We start from the raw sequence: 20,921 nt of genomic DNA, 5'->3' as shown, positions 1-20,921 counted from the left end.
AGGAAATGTGAGAAAAGTCGATATCATTTCCTTTACTTTTTCGGATAAATGTGGTAATATAACATTTGCAATTTCATATTACATTATTTGTCGGACATGCATCATGAGAAAGGTCATGCCTGGCAGAGACAGATTATGCACCCGTAGCTCAGGGGATAGAGCACCGCCCTCCGGAGGCGGGAGCGGCGGTTCGAATCCGCCCGGGTGTGTATTTTTATACGAATAGGCAGACAGATCTGCCGTGAGTATCATGTTTTTAAGTGCATATGGAGGTAGTCTTTATGGAAGGAACGAAGAGAGACTGCCCTTCCGTCCGCAGGAGAAGCAAGGGAGGATATCTGCTGGTATTCTTGGTTGCGTTGGCAGCGGCGTTGGTGGCAGCCGGATCGAGTCTAACCGAAGCGAAAGTCCAGAAAGCACAAAAGACAACTTCTGACCGTTTGTATGTGGAGAACAGAGGATGCGAGGTCATGGAACTGAATCCGCTCAGAACGGAAGAATATCCGGAGATTACCGAGGCTGTCAGGGAGTATTACCGGCAGCAGGGAGAGGAAGCCAGTTTTGCGGAGTCGTATGATGATATCCATATCTATACCAAAGAGGGCAGATACCGGGGTACATATGTGGTGTTTGTGGCGTATGATATGAAGATCAAGGATATTTATACGAAGGTTCCCGGGCTTGGTACGGTGTATGTGGAAGACGATGAGGAAGGCGGATGCCGGATCATTGCCGATGTTAAGGACCAGGAGATCAAGGAATATATTCAGATGGTCGCACAGCATGAAGATGTACAGAAGCTTATGACGAAGACGCAGAAGGCATATCAGGAAGCGGTCAGGTCAGACGCGCTGCTTCAAGAAGCGTTGCTGGATCTGAAGAATGCATATGAGAATTCTACCGGGAGTTAGAAGATTGCAATGAGTTTCAAGGGGTCAGATCCCTGTAGATTACAGAGGTCTGGCTTTTTTTTGTACATATTGAGATAGAGGAGGAGAACGAAGATGAAGAAGATCATGGAGCTTATCACAGAAGAGCTGGCCGAGGCATTTCAGGCAGCCGGCTACGATAAGGAATATGCGAAAGTAACCTTATCTAATCGGCCGGATCTGTGTGAATACCAGTGCAACGGGGCGATGGCGGGAGCGAAAGCATATAGGAAGGCTCCGGTCATGATTGCAAATGATGTGGCGGCAGGATTAGAGGGCAGCCGGTGTCTGGAAGAAGTGAATGTGGTGAATCCGGGGTTCATTAATCTGAAGCTTAACAGGGAATATGTGGCAGAGTATCTGAATCAGATGTGTGCGGATGAGAATATGGGTCTTAAGACGGCAGAAGAGCCCAGGACGATCGTTGTTGACTACGGCGGACCTAACGTGGCGAAGCCGCTCCATGTGGGACATCTGCGCTCTGCGATCATCGGCGAAGGGATCAAAAGGCTTGCAAGGAAGATGGGACATAAGGTATTGGGAGATATCCATCTGGGCGACTGGGGCTACCAGATGGGACTGATCATCACTGAACTTAAGGAGCGTAAGCCTGACCTGCCGTATTTTGATGAAGGATTTGGCGGGGAGTATCCGGCGGAGGCGCCGTTTACCATAGGCGAGCTGGAGGAGATCTATCCTACGGCAAGCGGCAAGGCGAAGGATGACGAGGAATACAGGAGAGAAGCGCTTAAGGCGACGTATCTCCTGCAGAATGGACACAAGGGATATATGGCGGTGTGGCGGCATATTATGAATATTTCCGTGGAAGACCTTAAGAAGAATTATGCGAGCCTGAACGTGCACTTTGATCTTTGGAAGGGCGAGGCGGATGCCCAGGCCTATATTCCGGATATGATCGACAGATTGAAGAAGGAAGGATATGCCCATATTGACGAGGGCGCGCTGGTGATCGATGTGCAGGAGGAGACGGATACCAAGGAGATTCCGCCGTGCATGATCCAGAAATCAGACGGGGCGTCGCTCTACGGGACGACAGATCTTGCGACGCTGATCCAGAGGGAGCAGGATTATCAGCCGGATCAGATCATCTATGTTGCGGACAAGCGTCAGGAGCTGCATTTTCTCCAGGTGTTCAGGGCAGCGAGGAAGACCGGTATTGTGCCGGAGGGAACGGATCTTGCATTCCTGGGGTTCGGTACGATGAACGGTAAGGACGGCAAGCCTTTTAAGACCAGGGAAGGCGGAGTGATGCGTCTGGAGAATCTGATCGCGGAGATTGAAGATGAGATGCGCAGGAAGATTGCCGAGAATCGGACGGTTGCAGAAGATGAAGCAGATGAGACGGCGAAGATCGTCGGAATGTCCGCGATCAAGTACGGAGATCTGTCGAACCAGGCGTCCAAGGATTATGTGTTCGACGTAGACCGCTTTACCTCCTTTGAGGGGAATACTGGTCCCTATATCCTGTATACCATCGTGCGGATCAAGTCGATCCTGAGCAAATATCAGGCGGACGGCAATGGACTGGAAGGCCTTGCGATCAGATGTGCGCAGAACGATAGTGAGAAGGCGCTGATGCTGGAGATCTTAAAATACAATGACGTGATGGAGACGGCATTTGAAGAGCTGGCGCTTCATAAGATCTGTGCCTATATCTATGATCTGGCGAATGTGTTCAACCGTTTCTACCATGAGACGAAGATCCTCGCAGAGGAGGATGAGACAAAGCAGAAGGGATATATCGCTTTGCTGATACTGACGAGAAGGGTGCTGGAAGCCTGTATAGATGTGCTGGGCTTTACGGCGCCGGAGAGGATGTAGGAGATGACGGAGAAGTTATTCTACCAGGACAGTTACGTCAGAGAATTTGATGCAGAGGTCCTGGAGTGTGAGAAGACGGCCCAAGGGTATAAGACGGTGCTTGACAGGACCGCATTTTTCCCGGAGGGCGGAGGTCAGTACGGGGATATTGGCTGGATAGACGGGATCCGTGTCACGGATGCCCATGAGAAGGACGGGATCATATACCATACCATGGAAGGCCCCCTGCCGGTGGGCGGACATGTACATGGGAAGCTTGACTGGGAGGAACGGTTTGAGCGGATGCAGCAGCACACAGGAGAGCATATCATCTCAGGGATCGTTCATGCCAGATTTGGCTATGAGAATGTAGGATTTCATCTGGGGAGTGATTACTGTACGATGGATTTCAACGGTCCGATCACCAGGGAACAGTTACGAGAGATCGAGATGGAAGCGAACCGTGCCGTATTCCGGAATCTGGCGGTTGAGGTGACATATCCGTCTAAGGAAGAGCTTGTGCACATGGAATACAGGAGCAAGATTGAGATCGAAGGGCAGGTCCGTATCATAACAGTACCGGGATATGACGTATGTGCGTGCTGCGCGCCCCATATGAAGAGTACCGGGGAGATCGGCCTCATCAAGCTGGTGGATATGATGAACTATAAAGGCGGGGAACGTATCACGATGCTGGCGGGTTTCCGCGCGCTCAGGGATTACAGTATCAAGGATGAGAATACGAAGACAGTTTCCGCACTTCTCTGTGTGAAGGAGTATGAGACGGCGGAAGCGGTATCGCACCTCAAGGAAGAGATGGCAAGTCTCAAGGGGAAGAATGCGTCGCTGCAGCAGAAGCTTCTGGGATACCGGGCGGCAGAGATACCTCTTGGGGAGGGCGTGACGGCCGTATTCGATCCGGAGCTTTCGGGAAATGAGCCGAGAGAATTGATGAACCTTCTGCTGGAGAGGGGCGCCGCATGCTGCGCCGTATTCGCGGGGACGGATCAGAGCGGGTACCGCTATGTGATCGGTAGCCGTAAGAAGGATGTAAGACCGTACAGCAAGCTGCTGAATGAAGCATTTAACGGCAGAGGCGGCGGGAAGCCGGAGATGGTGCAGGGATCTCTTGCGGGGACAGAAGAAGCGATCCGGACGAAATTATTATAAGTCAATATTTTATCACGGTTCTGTCACAGTTTGAACACAATTTGGCGGTAGAATAGTCATCAGAAGCAGAGAAAAGTAATTTCGAAAGGAGATATCAATATGGATCACCAATATACTCATTATACGCCAGGACAGGAACCGAATATGCAGGATGACAGGAATCAGGGACACCCGCATAGGAAGGGAGGAGTTCCCAAGTGGATGAAGACGGTATGCTTCGGGCTGATATTCGGAGTGACCGCAAGCGCCGCGTTTCAGACCAGCAACATCGTAGCAGACAGAGTGTTCGGTACGGCGGAACACGGAGAGGATACGAAGAAGACGGAGAGTGTAGGCAATACGAAGCTTACGACAGCTTCCAGCGGTACGGTAGATTCCAATGTAGCGGATATTACGAAGAATACCATGCCGTCTGTAGTCTCGATCACGAATATGAGTGTCCAACAGGTACAGAGCTTCTTCGGAGGCGTACAGGAGCGGGAGAGTGAGAGCGCCGGTTCCGGTATCATTATCGGTCAGAATGATACAGAGCTTCTGATCGTGACGAACAATCATGTCGTTGAAGGCAGCGATACGCTTACGGTGTCTTTCATAGACCAGGAGAGCGTGGAGGCGAATATAAAGGGAACGGATGCGAACCGGGATCTGGCAGTGGTAGCGGTAGAACTCAGTAAGGTGAAGGACAGTACCAGAGAGAAGATCGCTGTAGCGACGCTGGGGGATTCCGAGCAGATTCAGGTAGGAGAAGAGGCTATTGCCATTGGGAATGCGCTTGGATACGGACAGTCTGTAACCAGAGGGATCATCTCTGCTACAGACAGAACGATCGACGGAATAGACAGCAGCCTGATCCAGACAGACGCAGCGATCAATCCTGGAAACAGCGGCGGCGCCCTGCTGAATGCGAACGGCGAGGTGATCGGGATCAATACTGCGAAAGCAGCGATGGATGCGGTAGAGGGCATGGGCTATGCCATTCCGATCTCTGAAGCGAGAGAGACCATTGAAGGACTGATGAACCAGGAGACAAAGACGAAGGTTGCAGAGAGTGAGAGAGGCTTCATCGGCATTGAGGGAGTGGATGTGTCCCAGGATACTTCTCAGATGTATAATATGCCGATGGGTGTATATATATCCAATGTCACCAGAGGCGGCGGTGCGGCGAAAGCAGGTATCACCAAGGGTTCTGTGATCACGGCGCTGAACGGGTCTTCGGTGAACAGCATGGCGGCACTTCAGGAACAGCTTCAGTATTACAGAGCCGGAGAGACGGTGACGCTTACTATAGAGACGCCGGGTAATAACGGTGAATATACGAGTCAGGATGTGGAAGTAACACTTGGAAACAGTACGAAATAAAAGATAATAAAAGGCTGGGCAGGGTGTCCGGCCTTTTTGATATAATTAGGATATAATTAAGAAAATATTTTTTGAAATTTTAGAAGGGATGTAGTATAATGACCATATACGTGAAAATAAGAGGAGGAACACATACTGATGAAATGTCCAATATGCGGTCAGGAATTAAAGCAGGGAAAAAAAGACCCGAACTATCTCTTATGCTATAATTGCAAGAAAAAGTTCAAGGTTCCCCAGAAGACAATAGAGAAGAATGATGATGAAGATGAGGAGGAACAGAGATACTCCAATATACCTCCGAAGCAGGTTCGGAAGAAACGGGAAGAAGAGATGCGCAGGGCATACGACGAGATGCTCGCGGTAGGGGACGGCAAGAAAAAGAAGAAAAAGACGAGACGTCAGGAAGAGATCGAAGACGACTATGATGACGACTATGATGATGATTATGACTATGACGATGATGAGAAGATGTCTAAGCTTCCAATCATCATCCTTGCAGTTGCAATTGTGATCGTGGCCGCGTTGATCGTGTTTGTCCTGTTAAAATAGTGCTTCCATACTTAAATGATTGGGGCTGCCTGGGATTCCTTTCCCAGGTAGCCCCCTTTTAGTTTTAGCGAAGCTGGAACTTCTGAACAGACTGTTTCAGCTCCTCTGCCTGTTTATGAAGTTCGCTTGCGGAGGCGGCTGATTTCTCTGCGGTTGCAGTGTTGGTCTGGACGACATCGGAGATCTGCTCTACGCCGTCTGTAAGCTGCTGAAGAGACAATGCCTGCTGCTGTGCGGAATCGGCGATCTTCTGGATCAGATCGGCGGTACTCTGGGAACCGGATACGCCGACTGCGAGAGCTTCGGTTGTATCACCGGACAGAGCGGTTCCGTGCTGTACGAGTTCCAGAGAATTCTCGATCAACTTCGTGATATCCTTAGCGGCAATGGAGCTCTTGTTGGCAAGGCTCTGTACCTCGTCGGCGACAACGGCGAAACCTCTGCCGTATGTGCCTGCACGGGCAGCCTCCACGGATGCATTGATCGCCAGAATATTAGTCTGGAAGGAAATGTCTTCAATCGTCTTAATGATCCCATTGATCTTCTGGGAAGACTCGGAGATATCTGCCATGGCTGACGTCAGTTCTTCCATCTTCTTACTGCATGCAGTAAGCTGTGCTGCCGAATCCATGGAAGTCTTCCGTGCATTGTCGGCATCCTGTGAGGTCGAGGATACCTGACTGGATAAGGACTGGATATTGGCAGAGAGCTCCTGGATGGCAGATGCCTGTTCGGCGGCGCCGGAGGAGAGAACCTGGGCGTCAGACGCCATCTGTTCTGACTCGTCAGACACCTGGCGGGCCGTATGGTTGATCTGGGATAGCGCAAGATTCAGAGAATCCAGAATCTGTCTAAGAGCGTTCTGGATCGGCAGGAATTCTCCGCGGTAATCTGTGTCGATGGACAGGTTCATCTTGCCTTGCGCCATCTGGGCTAGCTTGGAGTCAATGTCATGTATGTAATTCTTCAGCTCTTTCTTCGTCTCATGGATGGAGGCGACAAGCATACCGATCTCAGAGGTATCAGACTCAAGCGGGAATTCTGCCGAGAGATTCCCCATAGATATCTCACCCATCTGATCCCGGACAGCGATGATCGGGTGAAGGATCTTGCGGCGTGTGACGGACATCACAACGAGCTGAATGACACCTACCAGAACCAGAGCCGTATATATGAGGATACGGATGATCGTCAGGCGCAGGTTCAATGTCCTGATCTCTTCGGCAGTCCGTGTATCCAGCGCCGAGAGGAACTGTTCCTTGAGGGAATTGATCTGCGCGATAGAAGTACTGTATTCTTCGCCGTAGACATAATCCAGCGCTTTCTGAAGTTTCTTCTCCTGCACATTGTTCATGGCGTCCTCCTCAAGAGGAACCAGCTTATTGGAGAGCGCGGACATCTCGTCGATCATGCTCTGCTCCCCGGAGGTAATTCCGATCTCCTGCATGGCGGCGACACCCTGGTCGCGGTTCTTGAGGTTGTTGATCTCGTTCCAGTAGTTGTCATAGTGTACCTGATCTCCGGTTGCCGCGTAAGCGCGGACCTCATTGGTCAGATAGGCAGAACCGTTCATGAACCGGTTGGCGTTGTAGGTCAGGTTAAACCGGTCTTCGTTGTTCTGTGAAAGCTTCTTATCTACGTTGGCGTAGAAGAGAAGAAGCAATGCCATTAAGATCAGCGCAAAGATGGATATGCCATTCAAAACGGCAATAAGTTTGGATTGTTTCATTGCTTTTTTCATTTGAAAATCTCCTTTGACATTAAATAATACCTATTCTTAGTGTATAGAAAAAAGAGGGAAATTTCAATGATATATTTTATAATCAAAAGTATTTCTGCAGTATTGTTATGAAGGACTCCCAGATTGCCGATTATATTAATAGCAGCGTAATAGTCGAGACACCGTTAAGGAGGAAGGATATGCGGATCAGCACACAGAATCTATTTTGGATGAATACTGCACGCGGTCAGAAGAGCCTGAATCAGTTATTACCCGGAGCTGTAAGGACGGCGGACGCACGGAGGGCCTTGGAGCAGAAGGAGATCACTGAGAAGGCGTCGGCCCTTACAAGGAACGGAGAAGAGAAGAGGATAGATATCGGGCTTGAGAATACGGGTACGGCGGCGCCTCTGTCAGCATTCATCGTGGCGAAGGGGGATGTGCCGGTAAAGGCGGCTCAGAAGATAGAAGAGTTTTATCAGGTGGCAGGTTCTTTGACGGACAGCGTTACCTACAAGGAAGCAAGGCTTCGCTATCTGCAGTCAGAATATGAGAAGATTGCAGACAGCGGTTCGAAGAAGCGTGCAGATAAGCTGAAGGAATTGATGGAAGAAGAGTACAGGGATATGGCGGAGATCTTAGAATGGAGAGCAGATCTGATGGATGAAGGCTTCCGTAATTCCGACGCCGTATACGGGAAGTTATTCGGCGAAGAATTCCGGACGGTGCTTGGGGAGATCCCGGACAGGATCAGAAGTATCGCAGACAGCTTGAAGGGTACAGACAATATGGAGGAAGCGTTGGAGTATCTTGCATCAGCCAAGGAACAGCTTCTAAAGCTTGCGGACGGGCTTAAGACCAAGTATCAGGGGTATACGGGGCAAGAACTGGCAGGATATGAATATTCATCGGAGGATGATTTCGCAGGAGTGGTGAAGTCGTACGGGCTTCTCTGGAACTTCGATGAAGTGACTGTGGATACTGCTAATATGCAGAATTTGGCAGATTACGGCGTGGATATCAACAATCTGAGCGCGATCCCAGAGGCGGTCAATCTAATTGATACGAAGGCGTAAGTTTTATCAAGTTACCGGGAAAGGTTAAGGTATTCCCGGTGTTTTTCTTGTGACGGTATGTCCGTTTGGCAGCAAAAGGTCTCTGACATCGCAGGAAGCCTACTTTATGGGGAATTTCGAGAGTGGGAGCACAGGGTGGAGAAAGGATTGGAGAAGGTGTTCAGTAAGTGACAAGAATGTCACGGACGGATTCACCGTACTGTCATCAATCTCGTGTATGATAGAATATATCGAATATACAGGAGGTGTCTTATGGAGATTCTAAGATGTGAACATCTTTCAAAGATCTACGGTTCAGGAGATACAAGTGTAAATGCACTAGACGACGTATCATTTAGTGTAGAAGCAGGAGAATTCGTATCCATCGTAGGCCCGTCCGGAAGCGGCAAGTCCACACTGCTGCATATATTGGGCGGGGTAGATAAGCCGACGAAGGGAAGGGTGATGATCGGAGGCACGGACATTCATGCCTTGGGTGAGAGTAAGCTTGCGGTATTCAGAAGGAGGCAGATCGGGCTGATCTATCAGTTCTATAACCTGCTTCCGGTGTTGAATGTGGATGAGAATATCGTATTGCCGCATCTTCTCGACGGGAGGAAGTTCGACCAGGAGCGGCTTGATCTGGTGGTGGAGCGGATGGGGCTTACGGACCGGAGAAATAATCTGCCAAGCCAGCTCTCCGGCGGGCAGCAGCAGAGAGTGTCTATTGGGCGGGCATTATACAACCATCCGGCGATCATTCTGGCGGATGAGCCAACCGGCAACCTGGACCGGAGGAACGGGGAAGAGATCGTGCGTCTGCTAAAGGAGTCCAACCGGAGCCAGAAGCAGACCCTTCTGATCATTACTCATGACGAGAGTATCGCGCTGCAGGCAGACCGGATGCTCAGCCTCGAGGACGGATGCATCACGAGAGACGAGCGGATTCGGATGACTGGAGGTGGCATGTGATGAGACAGAATATTGTATTCTATGTCACCAGACAGCATATGAAGCAGAACAAAGGCCGCACATTCGTGACATTTATCGGGATCGTATTCATGGTGATCCTGATGACAGGAGTATTCATCGGCAAAGAGACTGGGATTGGATATCTGGAAGAGATCGCAGCACTAAAAGACGGCAAATGGCATGTGAGCATGTATGATGTCACAGAGGAAATGTGCGAGGAGGCAGAAGCGCTCCCTTATGTCCGTGAAACAGGAAGATCCCAGGCTTTGGGAGTCACCGGATTCGCACAGTCGGCGAATAAGGAACGTCCCTATCTCAATATCAAGGCATATTCGCCGGTCTGCTTTGACTGGATGAATATACATCTTACAGAAGGAAGACTTCCAGAGAATGGAGAAGAGCTGGTACTGAGCAAAAGTGCGGTTGACGACGGCGCCAAAGTCCAGGTAGGGGACTGGATCGACGCAAGATTTTTCAAACGATCTGTCACTAAGATCGATGAAGGGGCCAAGGAGATAATCTTTCCATTTTTCGGGATTACTTTAAAGGATGGGGAGACGAAGGCTGTGCCGGAATCTTTCCCCTATTATGGCGAGAATGACAGCTTTCGGGAGAACATAGAGTATACGGGCAAGACCGGGAGGTACCAGATCGTCGGCGTGATAGAGACACCGTCCTATGAAGACCCCGGTGCGGCGGGCTATACTGCGATTACAGGGCTTGGCGGCCAGGCAGAGACAACAGGCGGGACAGGCTTAACGGAGCAGTCAGAAGAGCGCAGCAATCTGAATCTGTTATTCGATCTTGAGCTTCTGCCGCCAGATTATGGTATAGAGATTTATGATATCGCTGACGGCTGCGAGGTAGATTACAATGATTATGTGCTCGGTTTTTCGGCCAATTCTTCGGAGTCTTCATTGAATATGGTGATCCGGTATCTGACGGTCATATTCGTGGTTCTGATCATGGGAGCGTCGGTGCTTCTGATCTACAATGTGTTCAATCTGTCGTTTCAGGAACGGAGCAGATACCTGGGAATGCTATGTTCAGTCGGCGCTACGGGGAGACAGAAGAGAAGCAGTATCTATTACGAATCCTTCTGCCTGCTGATCTTCGCTCTTCCAACAGGAATCCTTGCAGGTATCGGGATCATTAAGCTTGCCATGCTGGTATTTCGCCCCATGCTGGGTATGATGGTCGGGATACAGGAAGCCGCAGAATTAAGTCCGGTATCCGTCCGGATATCGGGTGAGAATATGGCTGCGGTGATTCTGGTGAGCGTCTTTACGGTTATGATCTCTGCATGGCTTCCGGCAAGGAAGATCGGGAAGATCGGTCCTATCGAATGTATCCGCGGAAATACAGAGAAGAAGAGCCGGCAATATGCCATGAGGTCTTCGGTGATCCGAGCATTCGGTGCAGAAGGGATGTTGGCCAGGAATATGCTGACGCGTCAGAAGAGGCGGCCAAGGGCGGCGGCGGTATCTGCGGCAGTATTCATGGTGATCCTGATCGTCACGGTGTACGGGACGAGTACGATCCATGAGATCCTGGATGTGAAGATCAACAGATCTGTGCTCGATATCCAGACTGACGATTATGATTATGCGCTTTATTCATACGGATACAGTGCGGAATATGAAGCGCTGAAAGAAGAGATAGCCAACAGCCCGGACGTAGTAAGTACGGCAGAGTGGGGAGAGGGTATGTTCACGGGACAGGTGCCGTCTGACACCTACAGTGCAGAATACTGGGAGGCATTAAGAGAGATCTTCAGTCTGTATTATCACAGAGACATTACGGAAGAAGAGTTCCGGAAGGAGCATCTGCAGGATAAGTCTGTGGTAAATATCCTTGCCGTAGATGACAAGAGCCTGCAGGAGATAGCAGAGCGGGCCGGAATATCCGCCGAGCGGCTGATGGATGCGGAGCGCCCGGCGGCGCTTATGGTGAAGGAGGGCGTGATCTCTACGGATACCTACCGGGTCTCCGAGATGGAGCCAAAACGCTACCGGATCTTCCATATAGAAAATATGTCGGATCTTGAACCAGGGGATGAGGTAGCCTTAGAATTGTATGATTCGGACCGTGAGGAGAATGTTACCGTGCCGATTGAGAACGCCGGGATCGTCTCGGAGGAAATGCTGACAGATTATATGATCTTTGGAAATGATAACCAATATGTCTGGCTGCTTGTGAGCACTGGCGTAGCAAAAGAGATTGACGGTATTGCGGGCGGCAGAAAAGAATCGGCAGGCATCAGCCCTACGCTCTATATGAAGATGGACGGGAAAGACGGGGAACTGATTGACAAGCTTGAGAGGCTGAACGACATAGAGGACTCGGATTATATATTTGCGAAGCTGGGATCTCAGGAGAATCTGATGAATACACTGGTTCAGATCGCGGACGTGTTGTTGGGATGTTTTGTAGTGCTTACGTCGGTCATCTGTCTGCTGAATCTGTTCAACTCTATACGGGGATGGAGAGATGAGAGCAGGCAGGAGTGGGCGGTGCTGTATTCTGTGGGCATGACGAAAGGACAGCTGCGCAAAATGCTGCTCTATGAATGTCTGGGGATCTTCCTGCGGGCGGTTTTGTGGGCAGGGATCTGTTCCGGTCTCTTATATACGCTGATTCAGGCGGGAGTGACGAAGATCTTCGGGAATCTTAGATTACCGTTTCCGATAGCAGGGGCGGCATTCTCCGTAGTCCTTGCGGGAGGTGTGCTGGCAGTATTCACGCTTCTGGTGCATGGCTGGAAGAGCGGTATAGATTCGATGCAGAATTAAGGAAGAGAGGCAGATAAGAAATGACGGTTTTGGTTGTGGAGGATGACAGTGTGATCCTGGAAGGGCTGAGATTTGCTCTGACACAGGAGGGCTATCAGGTGATGACGGCAGCTTCGGCGGCAGAGGCGATGGAGGTGATAGAGGGCGGAGATTCCATCGGTTTCTATCTGTTGGACGTTATGCTGCCGGACGGCGACGGCTATCAGATCTGCCGGGCAGTCCGGCAGATAAGCCAGGCGCCGATCCTGTTCCTGACAGCGTGTGATGACGAGGTCAATACGGTGATGGCGTTAGAGCAGGGGGCGGATGATTATATTGCCAAGCCCTTCCGCATCAGGGAATTGACGGCACGGATGAAGGCCATCTTGCGGAGAACCTCAAGGAACCCGGAGGCTGCCGCGAACATTCTGACGGTGGGGCGTAATCAGGTGAACCTGCAGACCGGGAGAGTGTATCTTGATCAGGAGGAGATCGTGCTGACAGCCATGGAATATAAGCTTCTGCTGATCTTTTTGAACCATCGGGGGCAAATACTGACCAGACGGCAGATCTTGGAGCATATCTGGGATGAGGCAGGAGATTTTGTCAATGATAATACTTTGAGCGTCTATGTCAAGCGTCTGCGGAAGAAGCTTGGGGATACGGCAGAAGGAGAACTGATCCAGACGGTGCGGGGAACAGGGTACCGGCTTGTGTGATCGCATATATGCGGTATTACATTGAAGAGATGAGAAGGAGAAGAGATGGATAGTATCGTATATTTCCTTATGATCATCATATCGGCTGCGGCCTGTGCCGTATTAAGACAGCCAGAGCCGGTCTGCATCGTTCTCGGCGTCTGTATAGCCGGGATGTTCCTTGCGTCTGTATTCTTCCATTACCGGAGAGAAAAGCAGTTGGCAGAGCTTACCGCATACCTGACGCGCCTTCAGGATCAGCTTACGCTGCCGGATCTCGCCAGGTGCCGGAGCGGCCAGTTTGGTATTCTGGAGAGTGAGATCTATAAGCTTGTGGTCCTGATCAGCGAGCAGCGGTCAGCGTCAGACCGCAAGAAGAGACAACTGGCAGATCTGCTGTCAGACATCTCCCATCAGATTAAGACGCCGCTTGCGTCTGTCACGATCATGACAGATCTGTTGAAGAAGCCGGATCTTCCGGAAGAGAAGAGAGAGGAATTCACAGACAAGATTGAGTCTCAGGTGAACCGGATCACGTGGTTGATCCGGAATCTTCTGACGCTGTCGCAGTTGGACGCGGATATGCTCAGGCTTAAGAAGGAAGAGGTGATGGTGAGGGATCTTCTTTTCAGGTCCTGCCAGCCCTTTGAGATTCTGGCGGAGCTTAAGGGGGTGGAGCTTCACATCGCTGCAGAAGGTGCTATGAGGATCATTTGTGACGAGCGTTGGACGGAAGAAGCCATTTCCAATATCGTGAAGAACTGTATCGAGCATACGCCCCCGGGCGGATGGGTGAAGCTTACGGCTGATCAGAATAATTTCTCGACTAACATAAAGATCAGAGATAATGGGGAAGGGATCTCGAAAGAACATCTTCCCCATATATTCGAGAGATTTTATAAGGGCGGAAGCCGCTCACAGGATAGTGTGGGGATCGGGCTTGCCATGTCAAAGCAGATCATCATGAAGCAGAACGGAACGGTCAATGTGAAGAGCGAGACAGGGAGGGGAACAGAATTCCATATCAAGCTGTACTCGGAAGTGGTGATCTAAAAGTCAGCAAATACTTCCATCTGCTTCTTTAATTCATCTACAATCTCCCGGTTCGTATCCATACGGCCTGTGATATCTGCCATGTCTGCAACCAGGCTCTTTGTGCTGCCTGCGACTCCATTGATCCCGTCTGCACCCTCGTCGATCGCCTTAGAAATACTGTCGATAGAATCGGCGATCTCAACCATAGAGTTCCTGAGCCGGTCGGTCCTGCTGTTAAATGCATCGATCATTTCCTTAACATAGTCGGCGTCTTCTTTGTATTGTCTTCCGGAACGAATGAATTCCTGGAATTCCGTAAGAATCGTTCCGCTCAGATAATCCGCCATATCCTGTGAGTGCCTGGACAAATTGTGCACGGCATTCGTAACGATCTGATTGACCTCCTGGATACGGCCGGCAGTCTCACTGCAGGAATTGGCAAGAGTCTTGATCTCACTGGCAACGACGGCAAAGCCTTTGCCGGCTTCGCCCGCCCGCATAGCTTCTACGGAAGCGTTAAGGGCGATCAGGTTTGTTGTGGATGAGATTGCTACGATATCTTTGGTCAGGCTGTTCACCTGATTGACGCTTTTGCTGTTCTCGATTGCTTCCTCTAATACGTCTAAGATATCAGATGCTTTCTGTTGGATTGCTTTTGTATTCGTCTGTGCCGACGCTTCCATCTCATTCGCACGGACCTTCATAGCAGAGGAATAATCCATGATCGTACTGCATTCATTGGCCATATCATGGACATCCCCTTTCATGTCGGACGCGCTGTTGTTGATGATCGCCGCGTTGTTTGCTACCTTCTGGATCGCCGTGGACAGGGAGTCGGCAAGAGAGGAGAGCCCCCGGGCGCTTCTGCCCGATGTACGGGTGTGTTTCAGCACTTCGCCGGTTACTTCGTCAAGCTTCTGTGAGCTTTCCTGGAGAGTATCTACCGTGTCCTTGATCGGTGCTATCACATATTTTTTGATGATCCGGATGGCGGCAAGCACTAATATCAGACATGTTATGATAGAAGCAGCCGCGATCACCAGTGAGATGATATAGACCATCAGCAGTTTGTGCCTTGCGCTGTCAGTTCTTTCGCTGACGGCGGCATATAATTCATTGGTATTATCCGCTATGGCGGAACCAAAATGAGCTACGTCGCCGTTGGCATAAGCGTAGGCATCCGCGGTATGACTGTCTGCGCTTGCGCATACAAGATAGACCAGGGCGTGCTTGAAGGAATCGTAATTCTGCAGAAGCTGTGCATAGACTGCTTCTTCATCCTCTGTCACGTAGTTTTTATATTCTTTTAGATATTCTTCCAGAATCGCTTCTTCTTCCTTGATCTGTGCCACGACAGTGATCATGGTATTATAATCCGTTGCGACAATGTGTGACAACGCCATCTTATGGATATCAGTGGTAGAATGACGGATGTTCTGCAATGTCTCTGAGCCGACCATATAGTTGTCTACAATCTTAGAGGCATTGGAATTGACGTTATTGATGCTGAAAACCGACAGGACATTCGAGAACAATGCCACAACACCCAGAAGGATGATCGGAAGTATCAGACGCTGTTGTATGGTGAGTTTCTTTTTCATCTTATGTTAACAGATCCTTTCGACATATTATTATCATTAACGTGCGGAAACACTTTCCGCCATCTCGTCCAATTGCTCTTGCAAATCCTGGCCGGAAGGGTTGCCGGCGGCCATATTTTCGGCAAATTTTGTAACCGGGTCCCAGAATTTGCCTCCGATCCGCTGAAGCTGAGAATACTCAGACTGTTCTAAGAGAGCGGAGATTGCAAAAGATTGCTGGATCTCCTTAGACTCTGCTACGGTGATGTTAGAGGGGCCCTGTCCGCGCATTTCAAATCTAAGCTGCTGGTTCTCTTCGTTGGTGATCCACTCTGCCAGTCTGGCCGCCCATTTCGGATGTTCGGAATAAGCATTTACCCCGATCAGCTTACAGCCAGAGAAAGAAGCCATCTGTATCTGTTCCCCGTTACAGGTGTAGGTCGGCAGCTTGGCGGCTGCGGCATCCGCGCCCCAGGCTTCTTCCACTGCAACAGAATTCCATACGCCGCTGACACCTGCGATCACAGATCCATTCTTGACCCCGTCAAGGAATTCTGTATCTGTCCGATTGGCGAAGCCTGGATTCCCTGCGATCCGAAGCATCGCCCGGGCTACGTCGATGCCTAGGATATCGCCTTCCGTCTGGTTCCAGGTGCAGTAGTTGGTGATTCCGTCGTCGTTAAGCCCGACCTTAAGCCCGGTATTCCCATAGAAAGAATATACATACCACGCTGAGGACCAGTCCATGGTGAATTCTCTGCCATTCGACGCCGCGGCTTCTAATATGCCGTCTAAGGTCTTCACCTGTTCTTCTGTGATATAATGCTTGTTATAATATAAGAAATATCCGTTATCCGCAGTCAGCGGATAAGCGTAGAGCTGATTGTTTACTGTGGCGGCTTCTACCGCGCTCGTAAGATTCTTGCTGATGATCTCATCTGCGTTCTCGATCGGGTCCAAGGCTCCGGCCGCCGCCAGTGCATTCAACTGATCGTCGGCAAAGGTAAATATATCTGCGCCTTCTTCCAGTCCGCCAAGCAATTCGTCCTTGCACTGGGATTCTCCTTGTACCTCAAATGTTATCTGAAAATTGGCCTGTCCCTGATAGTTAGCCTGAAAGCTTTGGATGAGCTGGTTCATCAGTTCGGCATCTTCTTCGGCGCCCCAGACTACCAGTTCGACCTTCTGCTTTTCCGCAGCCGGAGAGTCTGTCTTATCGGCTGTATCACATCCTGTAAGCGCTGCGGTACAGAGCATACCCAAAAACAGCCTGTATACTCGTCTTCTCATATGTAATCCATCCTTTTCTGTTCGTTAACAGTTCATTCCCGCGTTATTCGTAAAACGCCGTATCAGAGTATAAACTGCAATAATATTATATCATTGAAAGAGCGGTGAGGCAACTTTTACTTGGCAGAGAGCGAAAACAGTGAAGAATAGTTGTAACAGTTCAGACAGGTCTGCGCATTCACTGCGCTGACCGTGTCATAGAGTAGAGCCTGAAAGCATACGGCCCATCGTGAAGCGATTTTTAATGGCCGGATGCCTGTAACAGTGAAGGTATCTGAACTGTTACGAATAGTTTTGTGACAGAATCACAGAAAAGCTTTCTATACTCAATTATAATGATTTTATCAAGAGAAGATGGAGGTATGGAGGATAATATGAAGGTTGTAATTGTAGGCGGGGTGGCAGGCGGAGCGACTGCCGCCGCCAGAATCCGGAGATTAGATGAACAGGCAGAGATCATAGTATTTGAACGGTCAGGATATGTTTCTTACGCAAACTGCGGTCTGCCGTATTACATAGGGGACGTCATTACAGATCAGGAGGAGCTGACGCTTCAGACTCCAGGGAGTTTCTTCTTACGTTTCCGCGTGACGATGAAGGTACGCCACGAGGTGATTGCACTGCATCCTGAGGAGAAGACGGTATCTGTTAAGAATCTGGAAACAGGAGAAGTGTTTGAGGAGAGCTATGATAAGCTGCTTCTTTCTCCCGGAGCAAAGCCGACTCAGCCAAGGATACCGGGTACGGGGATTGGAAAGCTTTTTACCTTGCGCACGGTAGAAGATACCTTCCGCATCAAAGAGTATATCCGGCGGAATCATCCGAGATCCGCGGTGCTGTCAGGCGGAGGATTTATCGGGCTTGAGCTTGCCGAGAACTTGAAAAACCTTGGCATGGAGGTTACGATCGTCCAACGTCCGAAGCAGTTGATGAATCCATTTGATCCGGATATGGCATCCTTTATTCACGGAGCGATGCGCAGACACGGTGTCAGGCTGGCTCTGGGCCAAACTGTGGAGGGCTTCGAGGAGAAGGAGGGCGGCGTAGATGTTCTTCTCAAGGAGGGGGAGCCTCTCCATGCGGATATGGTAGTGCTCGCCATCGGTGTTACGCCAGATACGCAGCTTGCAAAAGACGCAGGCCTTGAACTTGGGATCAAGGGCAGCATTATCGTCAATGACCGGATGGAGACATCTGTTCCCGATATCTATGCCGTTGGAGACGCGGTGCAGGTGAAGCATTTTGTTACGGGGCAGGAGGCTCTGATCTCGCTTGCCGGTCCTGCGAATAAGCAGGGACGTATCGCAGCGGATAATATTTGCGGCGGCGACAGCAGATATCAGGGGGCTCTTGGAAGCTCTGTGATCCAGGTGTTTGATATGACTGCCGCGGCTACAGGGATCAATGAGAAGACTGCGGTAAAAGCAGGGCTTAAGGTAGATAAGGTAATCTTGTCTCCTATGAGTCATGCGGGCTATTATCCGGGCGGAAAAGTCATGACGATGAAGGTAGTATTTGAGAAGGAGAGCGGACGCCTGCTGGGGGCTCAGATCGTGGGATATGATGGAGTGGATAAGCGTATCGATGTTCTGGCCACAGCAATCCATGCGGGCATGAAAGCAGCCGGCTTAAAGGAATTGGATCTTGCCTATGCGCCGCCTTATTCTTCCGCGAAGGATCCGGTCAATATGGCTGGTTTTATGATCGATAATATTTCCAGGGGAATTCTAAAGCAATTCCATGCAGAGGACGTCGGCAGTCTGCCACGTGACGGGAGTGTGATCCTGCTGGATGTCCGGACGGAAGGGGAATATGGACGCGGGCATGCCGAAGGTTTTGTCAATATTCCGGTAGATGAGCTGAGAGAGCGGGTCGGCGAGCTTGAGAATGGGAAGACAGTCTATGTGATGTGTCAGAGCGGCCTGCGCAGTTATATCGGGGCGCGGATCCTGGCGGGGTATGGATATGATGTATACAATTTCTCAGGCGGTTACCGTTTCTATGACGGGGTGATGAATGACAGATGCCTGATTGAATCGGCAACGGCATGCGGCATGTGAGATTGTAGTTTGTGTGGGCACAACGTCTGATTTACAGACGAGTGCCCGGAGGAGCAATATGAAAACAAACAAAATAAAAATATGGATTTTAAACATTATGTATTTCACGCAAAGGATCTGCCGATGATTATTTCGGTTTCTTTCACATGCGTTTACATAGTTTCTCTGTTTGTCATGCTTTTTATCTATGCAGGTAAAAAGCAGAGACAAGCGGAAGATTTTCTCTGAATATTTACTGTACCGATATGACCATGACAATCAGGCAGATGAAGAAGTTGCAGCCCTGGTAATCTGTTCTAATGGCAGAGCCATTTGTTGATACAAGGTATCAGATAAATATTTGTTCAATTCTTCCTCTAAGACGTTTAATTACTCTGGATTTTTGCAATAAACAGCAACTTTGGCGTAACCGTCCGTTTCAAATAAATCCGAGTAGGAAATGTTATCTATGAATATCTGGTTTTCAATACGGTTTACAGAATCCATTCCTTCTGGCTGCTTGCTTTCATTTCCAGATAAAAAGATACCGACAATTTCCAAGGGAACCCGCTTTCCATTGGTATTTTCTAATTCTATCAAGTCTCCTAATTTTAATTGATTGGCATCCGCAAGATAAGAGTTGATAACAATCCCTTTTATGTCCTCCGCAATATAACTGCCAGATACAAGACGGTACACTCCTTCTGAAAACCCGCTGTCATTTTCCAGATTATCGTAGGATAGAAGGGATGCTTTCTGATTGGATGCTTCTGTAGAATCGCTGCCCGTAACCAATTGGAAATTTACAGGGAACACATCGTTTTTTGCCAGACAATTTACAGTGGAAACTTCCTCCAAATCCTTTATCCCTTCCACGTCATCAGGCGTAATTCTGTCATCCTCTTTCAAAATCTCCATGACAACTTTTGCTTTTGTTTTTTCTCCAATTGCTGTTTTTGAATCAGCCGTTGCACGGAGAATCATGTTTGTGCTTATGTCTATGCCTTCCTCCTAGTTATATTGGGTGATGATTACTTTTGCAGCTGTAAAATTTTCTGTATCGTCAAAATTCCCATAAAGCAGCAATAATGTTTTTTTCTTGATATCCTCTTTGGCAGCTTCACTGACCGTGGCTTCTCCAGTCGCTATGCTTATCACTGCTTTTTGGAATATGCAGTTATCTCCATATACAGGAACTGCTTGCCCGTGTGAGGGCTTTAACAAGGCGTCCAAGCGAAATAAAAGCAGAAGATAAACTCTGCTATGCAGACTTGTGTTTGAATAAATCAAATCGTGAACTGACTTGCAGCCTAAAGACTATTTTTTTAACAGCAAAAGAGTCTGAATTGTTATATGTCCTTATGAAAAGCCCGGAAACACTTTTTCAAAGAGAACAATTGATATTGAAAATATGGGGTACATCATCGGAAGTTGAACGGGGGAATGTTGATAATTACATTTCTTTTTTACGGAAACGGTTAAGGGAATTAAAGAGTATCTGTGAAATAAAAACGGTATATGGGGCCGGATATTCTCTAACCCAGAAACGGAAATAAGATTGGAGACCACAAATGCTGAGACCTTTGTCAAAAAATTAAACGCCTTTTTTATAACGACTATTATGTATTCTGCTATATTCAAGATACCTCTGGAAAGATGATATACCAGACTTCTTTGTCAAACTTCCTTTGAAATAGCCGGATTGCAACTTGTGATTGCTTTTTAGAACTTTCCGACCAGGAAGTGCCGGACTATATCTGTCATAAGCTGGAACTGGCATGGTAGAGGCCGCCTTCTCCTTGAGAATCAGGATCTGGTAGTGGAGCAGGCTGGGAGCTTCGGGAACCGGAAGATTTCTATGGAAAAGCTGCTGCTTAGTTGCTATAATGTATTTAATAATCTAAAGCAGCCAATGGCTTAAGGAGGATGGAAG

The 20,921-nt window shown here is 49.2% G+C and carries 16 protein-coding genes and 1 tRNA gene; 13 read left to right on the top strand and 4 right to left on the bottom strand.

The features are described 5' to 3' along the window. The first annotated feature begins 137 nt into the window (after positions 1-137). The 6 genes from VSQ62_RS18650 to VSQ62_RS18625 all read left to right on the top strand — a co-directional run bounded on the left by VSQ62_RS18650 (position 138) and on the right by VSQ62_RS18625 (position 5,828). A tRNA-Arg gene (locus VSQ62_RS18650) sits at positions 138-209 on the top strand. Between the two features lie 72 nt (positions 210-281). Then, positions 282-911, top strand: coding sequence for a hypothetical protein (locus tag VSQ62_RS18645; RefSeq protein WP_334636263.1), 630 nt, complete (start codon positions 282-284; stop codon positions 909-911). Positions 912-1,004: 93 nt separating this feature from the next. Continuing rightward, a complete protein-coding gene (gene argS, locus VSQ62_RS18640) occupies positions 1,005-2,771 on the top strand; it encodes an arginine--tRNA ligase (RefSeq protein ID WP_334636262.1) in 1,767 nt (588 codons plus the stop codon). Between the two features lie 3 nt (positions 2,772-2,774). Beyond that, complete coding sequence (locus VSQ62_RS18635) at positions 2,775-3,920, top strand: alanyl-tRNA editing protein (protein ID WP_334636261.1); 1,146 nt, start codon at positions 2,775-2,777, stop codon at positions 3,918-3,920. A gap of 99 nt (positions 3,921-4,019) precedes the next feature. Then, on the top strand, positions 4,020-5,279 hold the full coding sequence (locus tag VSQ62_RS18630) for a S1C family serine protease (protein WP_334636260.1): 1,260 nt from the start codon (positions 4,020-4,022) through the stop codon (positions 5,277-5,279). A 138-nt stretch (positions 5,280-5,417) separates the two neighbouring features. Next, on the top strand, positions 5,418-5,828 hold the full coding sequence (locus VSQ62_RS18625; protein WP_334636259.1) for a hypothetical protein: 411 nt from the start codon (positions 5,418-5,420) through the stop codon (positions 5,826-5,828). Positions 5,829-5,892: 64 nt separating this feature from the next. Here VSQ62_RS18625 and VSQ62_RS18620 read toward each other — a convergent pair whose 3' ends face one another. After that, a complete protein-coding gene (locus VSQ62_RS18620) occupies positions 5,893-7,569 on the bottom strand; it encodes a methyl-accepting chemotaxis protein (RefSeq protein WP_334636258.1) in 1,677 nt (558 codons plus the stop codon). 179 nt (positions 7,570-7,748) lie between these two features. On the opposite strand from VSQ62_RS18620, the gene VSQ62_RS18615 reads away from it, so the two are divergent. From VSQ62_RS18615 to VSQ62_RS18595, 5 genes are all read left to right on the top strand, one after another. Further along, positions 7,749-8,624: a hypothetical protein gene (locus VSQ62_RS18615; RefSeq protein WP_334636256.1), complete on the top strand. Its 876-nt coding sequence runs from the start codon at positions 7,749-7,751 to the stop codon at positions 8,622-8,624. Between the two features lie 252 nt (positions 8,625-8,876). Next, positions 8,877-9,575 carry an ABC transporter ATP-binding protein gene (locus VSQ62_RS18610; protein WP_334636254.1) on the top strand — a complete coding sequence of 233 codons (699 nt, stop codon included), beginning with the start codon at positions 8,877-8,879 and terminating at the stop codon, positions 9,573-9,575. Continuing rightward, complete coding sequence (locus VSQ62_RS18605; RefSeq protein WP_334636253.1) at positions 9,575-12,367, top strand: ABC transporter permease; 2,793 nt, start codon at positions 9,575-9,577, stop codon at positions 12,365-12,367. Before VSQ62_RS18610 ends, VSQ62_RS18605 begins: the two co-directional genes overlap by 1 nt. Positions 12,368-12,387: 20 nt before the next feature. After that, the gene (locus tag VSQ62_RS18600; protein ID WP_334636252.1) at positions 12,388-13,065 is read left to right on the top strand and encodes a response regulator transcription factor; all 678 of its coding nucleotides are present in this window, start codon (positions 12,388-12,390) and stop codon (positions 13,063-13,065) included. A gap of 45 nt (positions 13,066-13,110) precedes the next feature. After that, positions 13,111-14,097 (top strand): sensor histidine kinase, encoded by a 987-nt coding sequence (locus VSQ62_RS18595; RefSeq protein ID WP_334636251.1) that lies wholly within the window; start codon positions 13,111-13,113, stop codon positions 14,095-14,097. On the opposite strand, the gene VSQ62_RS18590 is transcribed toward VSQ62_RS18595, so the two are convergent. Both VSQ62_RS18590 and VSQ62_RS18585 read right to left on the bottom strand, forming a co-directional pair. Continuing rightward, a complete protein-coding gene (locus VSQ62_RS18590) occupies positions 14,094-15,680 on the bottom strand; it encodes a methyl-accepting chemotaxis protein (protein WP_334636250.1) in 1,587 nt (528 codons plus the stop codon). The genes VSQ62_RS18595 and VSQ62_RS18590 overlap by 4 nt on opposite strands. 36 nt (positions 15,681-15,716) lie before the next feature. Further along, positions 15,717-16,949: an extracellular solute-binding protein gene (locus VSQ62_RS18585; protein ID WP_334636249.1), complete on the bottom strand. Its 1,233-nt coding sequence runs from the start codon at positions 16,947-16,949 to the stop codon at positions 15,717-15,719. A 374-nt stretch (positions 16,950-17,323) separates the two neighbouring features. Between VSQ62_RS18585 and VSQ62_RS18580 the strand changes: the two genes are divergently transcribed. Continuing rightward, positions 17,324-19,009: an FAD-dependent oxidoreductase gene (locus VSQ62_RS18580; protein WP_334636248.1), complete on the top strand. Its 1,686-nt coding sequence runs from the start codon at positions 17,324-17,326 to the stop codon at positions 19,007-19,009. Between the two features lie 369 nt (positions 19,010-19,378). On the opposite strand, the gene VSQ62_RS18575 is transcribed toward VSQ62_RS18580, so the two are convergent. After that, on the bottom strand, positions 19,379-19,906 hold the full coding sequence (locus VSQ62_RS18575) for an ABC transporter permease family protein (RefSeq protein WP_334636246.1): 528 nt from the start codon (positions 19,904-19,906) through the stop codon (positions 19,379-19,381). Between the two features lie 290 nt (positions 19,907-20,196). Between VSQ62_RS18575 and VSQ62_RS18570 the strand changes: the two genes are divergently transcribed. Beyond that, positions 20,197-20,544, top strand: coding sequence for a winged helix-turn-helix domain-containing protein (locus VSQ62_RS18570; RefSeq protein WP_502957768.1), 348 nt, complete (start codon positions 20,197-20,199; stop codon positions 20,542-20,544). Positions 20,545-20,921: the final 377 nt, after the last annotated feature.

Source organism: Sporofaciens sp. JLR.KK001 (assembly GCF_036941055.1).
Classification (GTDB): Bacteria; Bacillota; Clostridia; order Lachnospirales; family Lachnospiraceae; genus Sporofaciens.
This window is presented reverse-complemented; position numbering and strand designations above follow the sequence as displayed.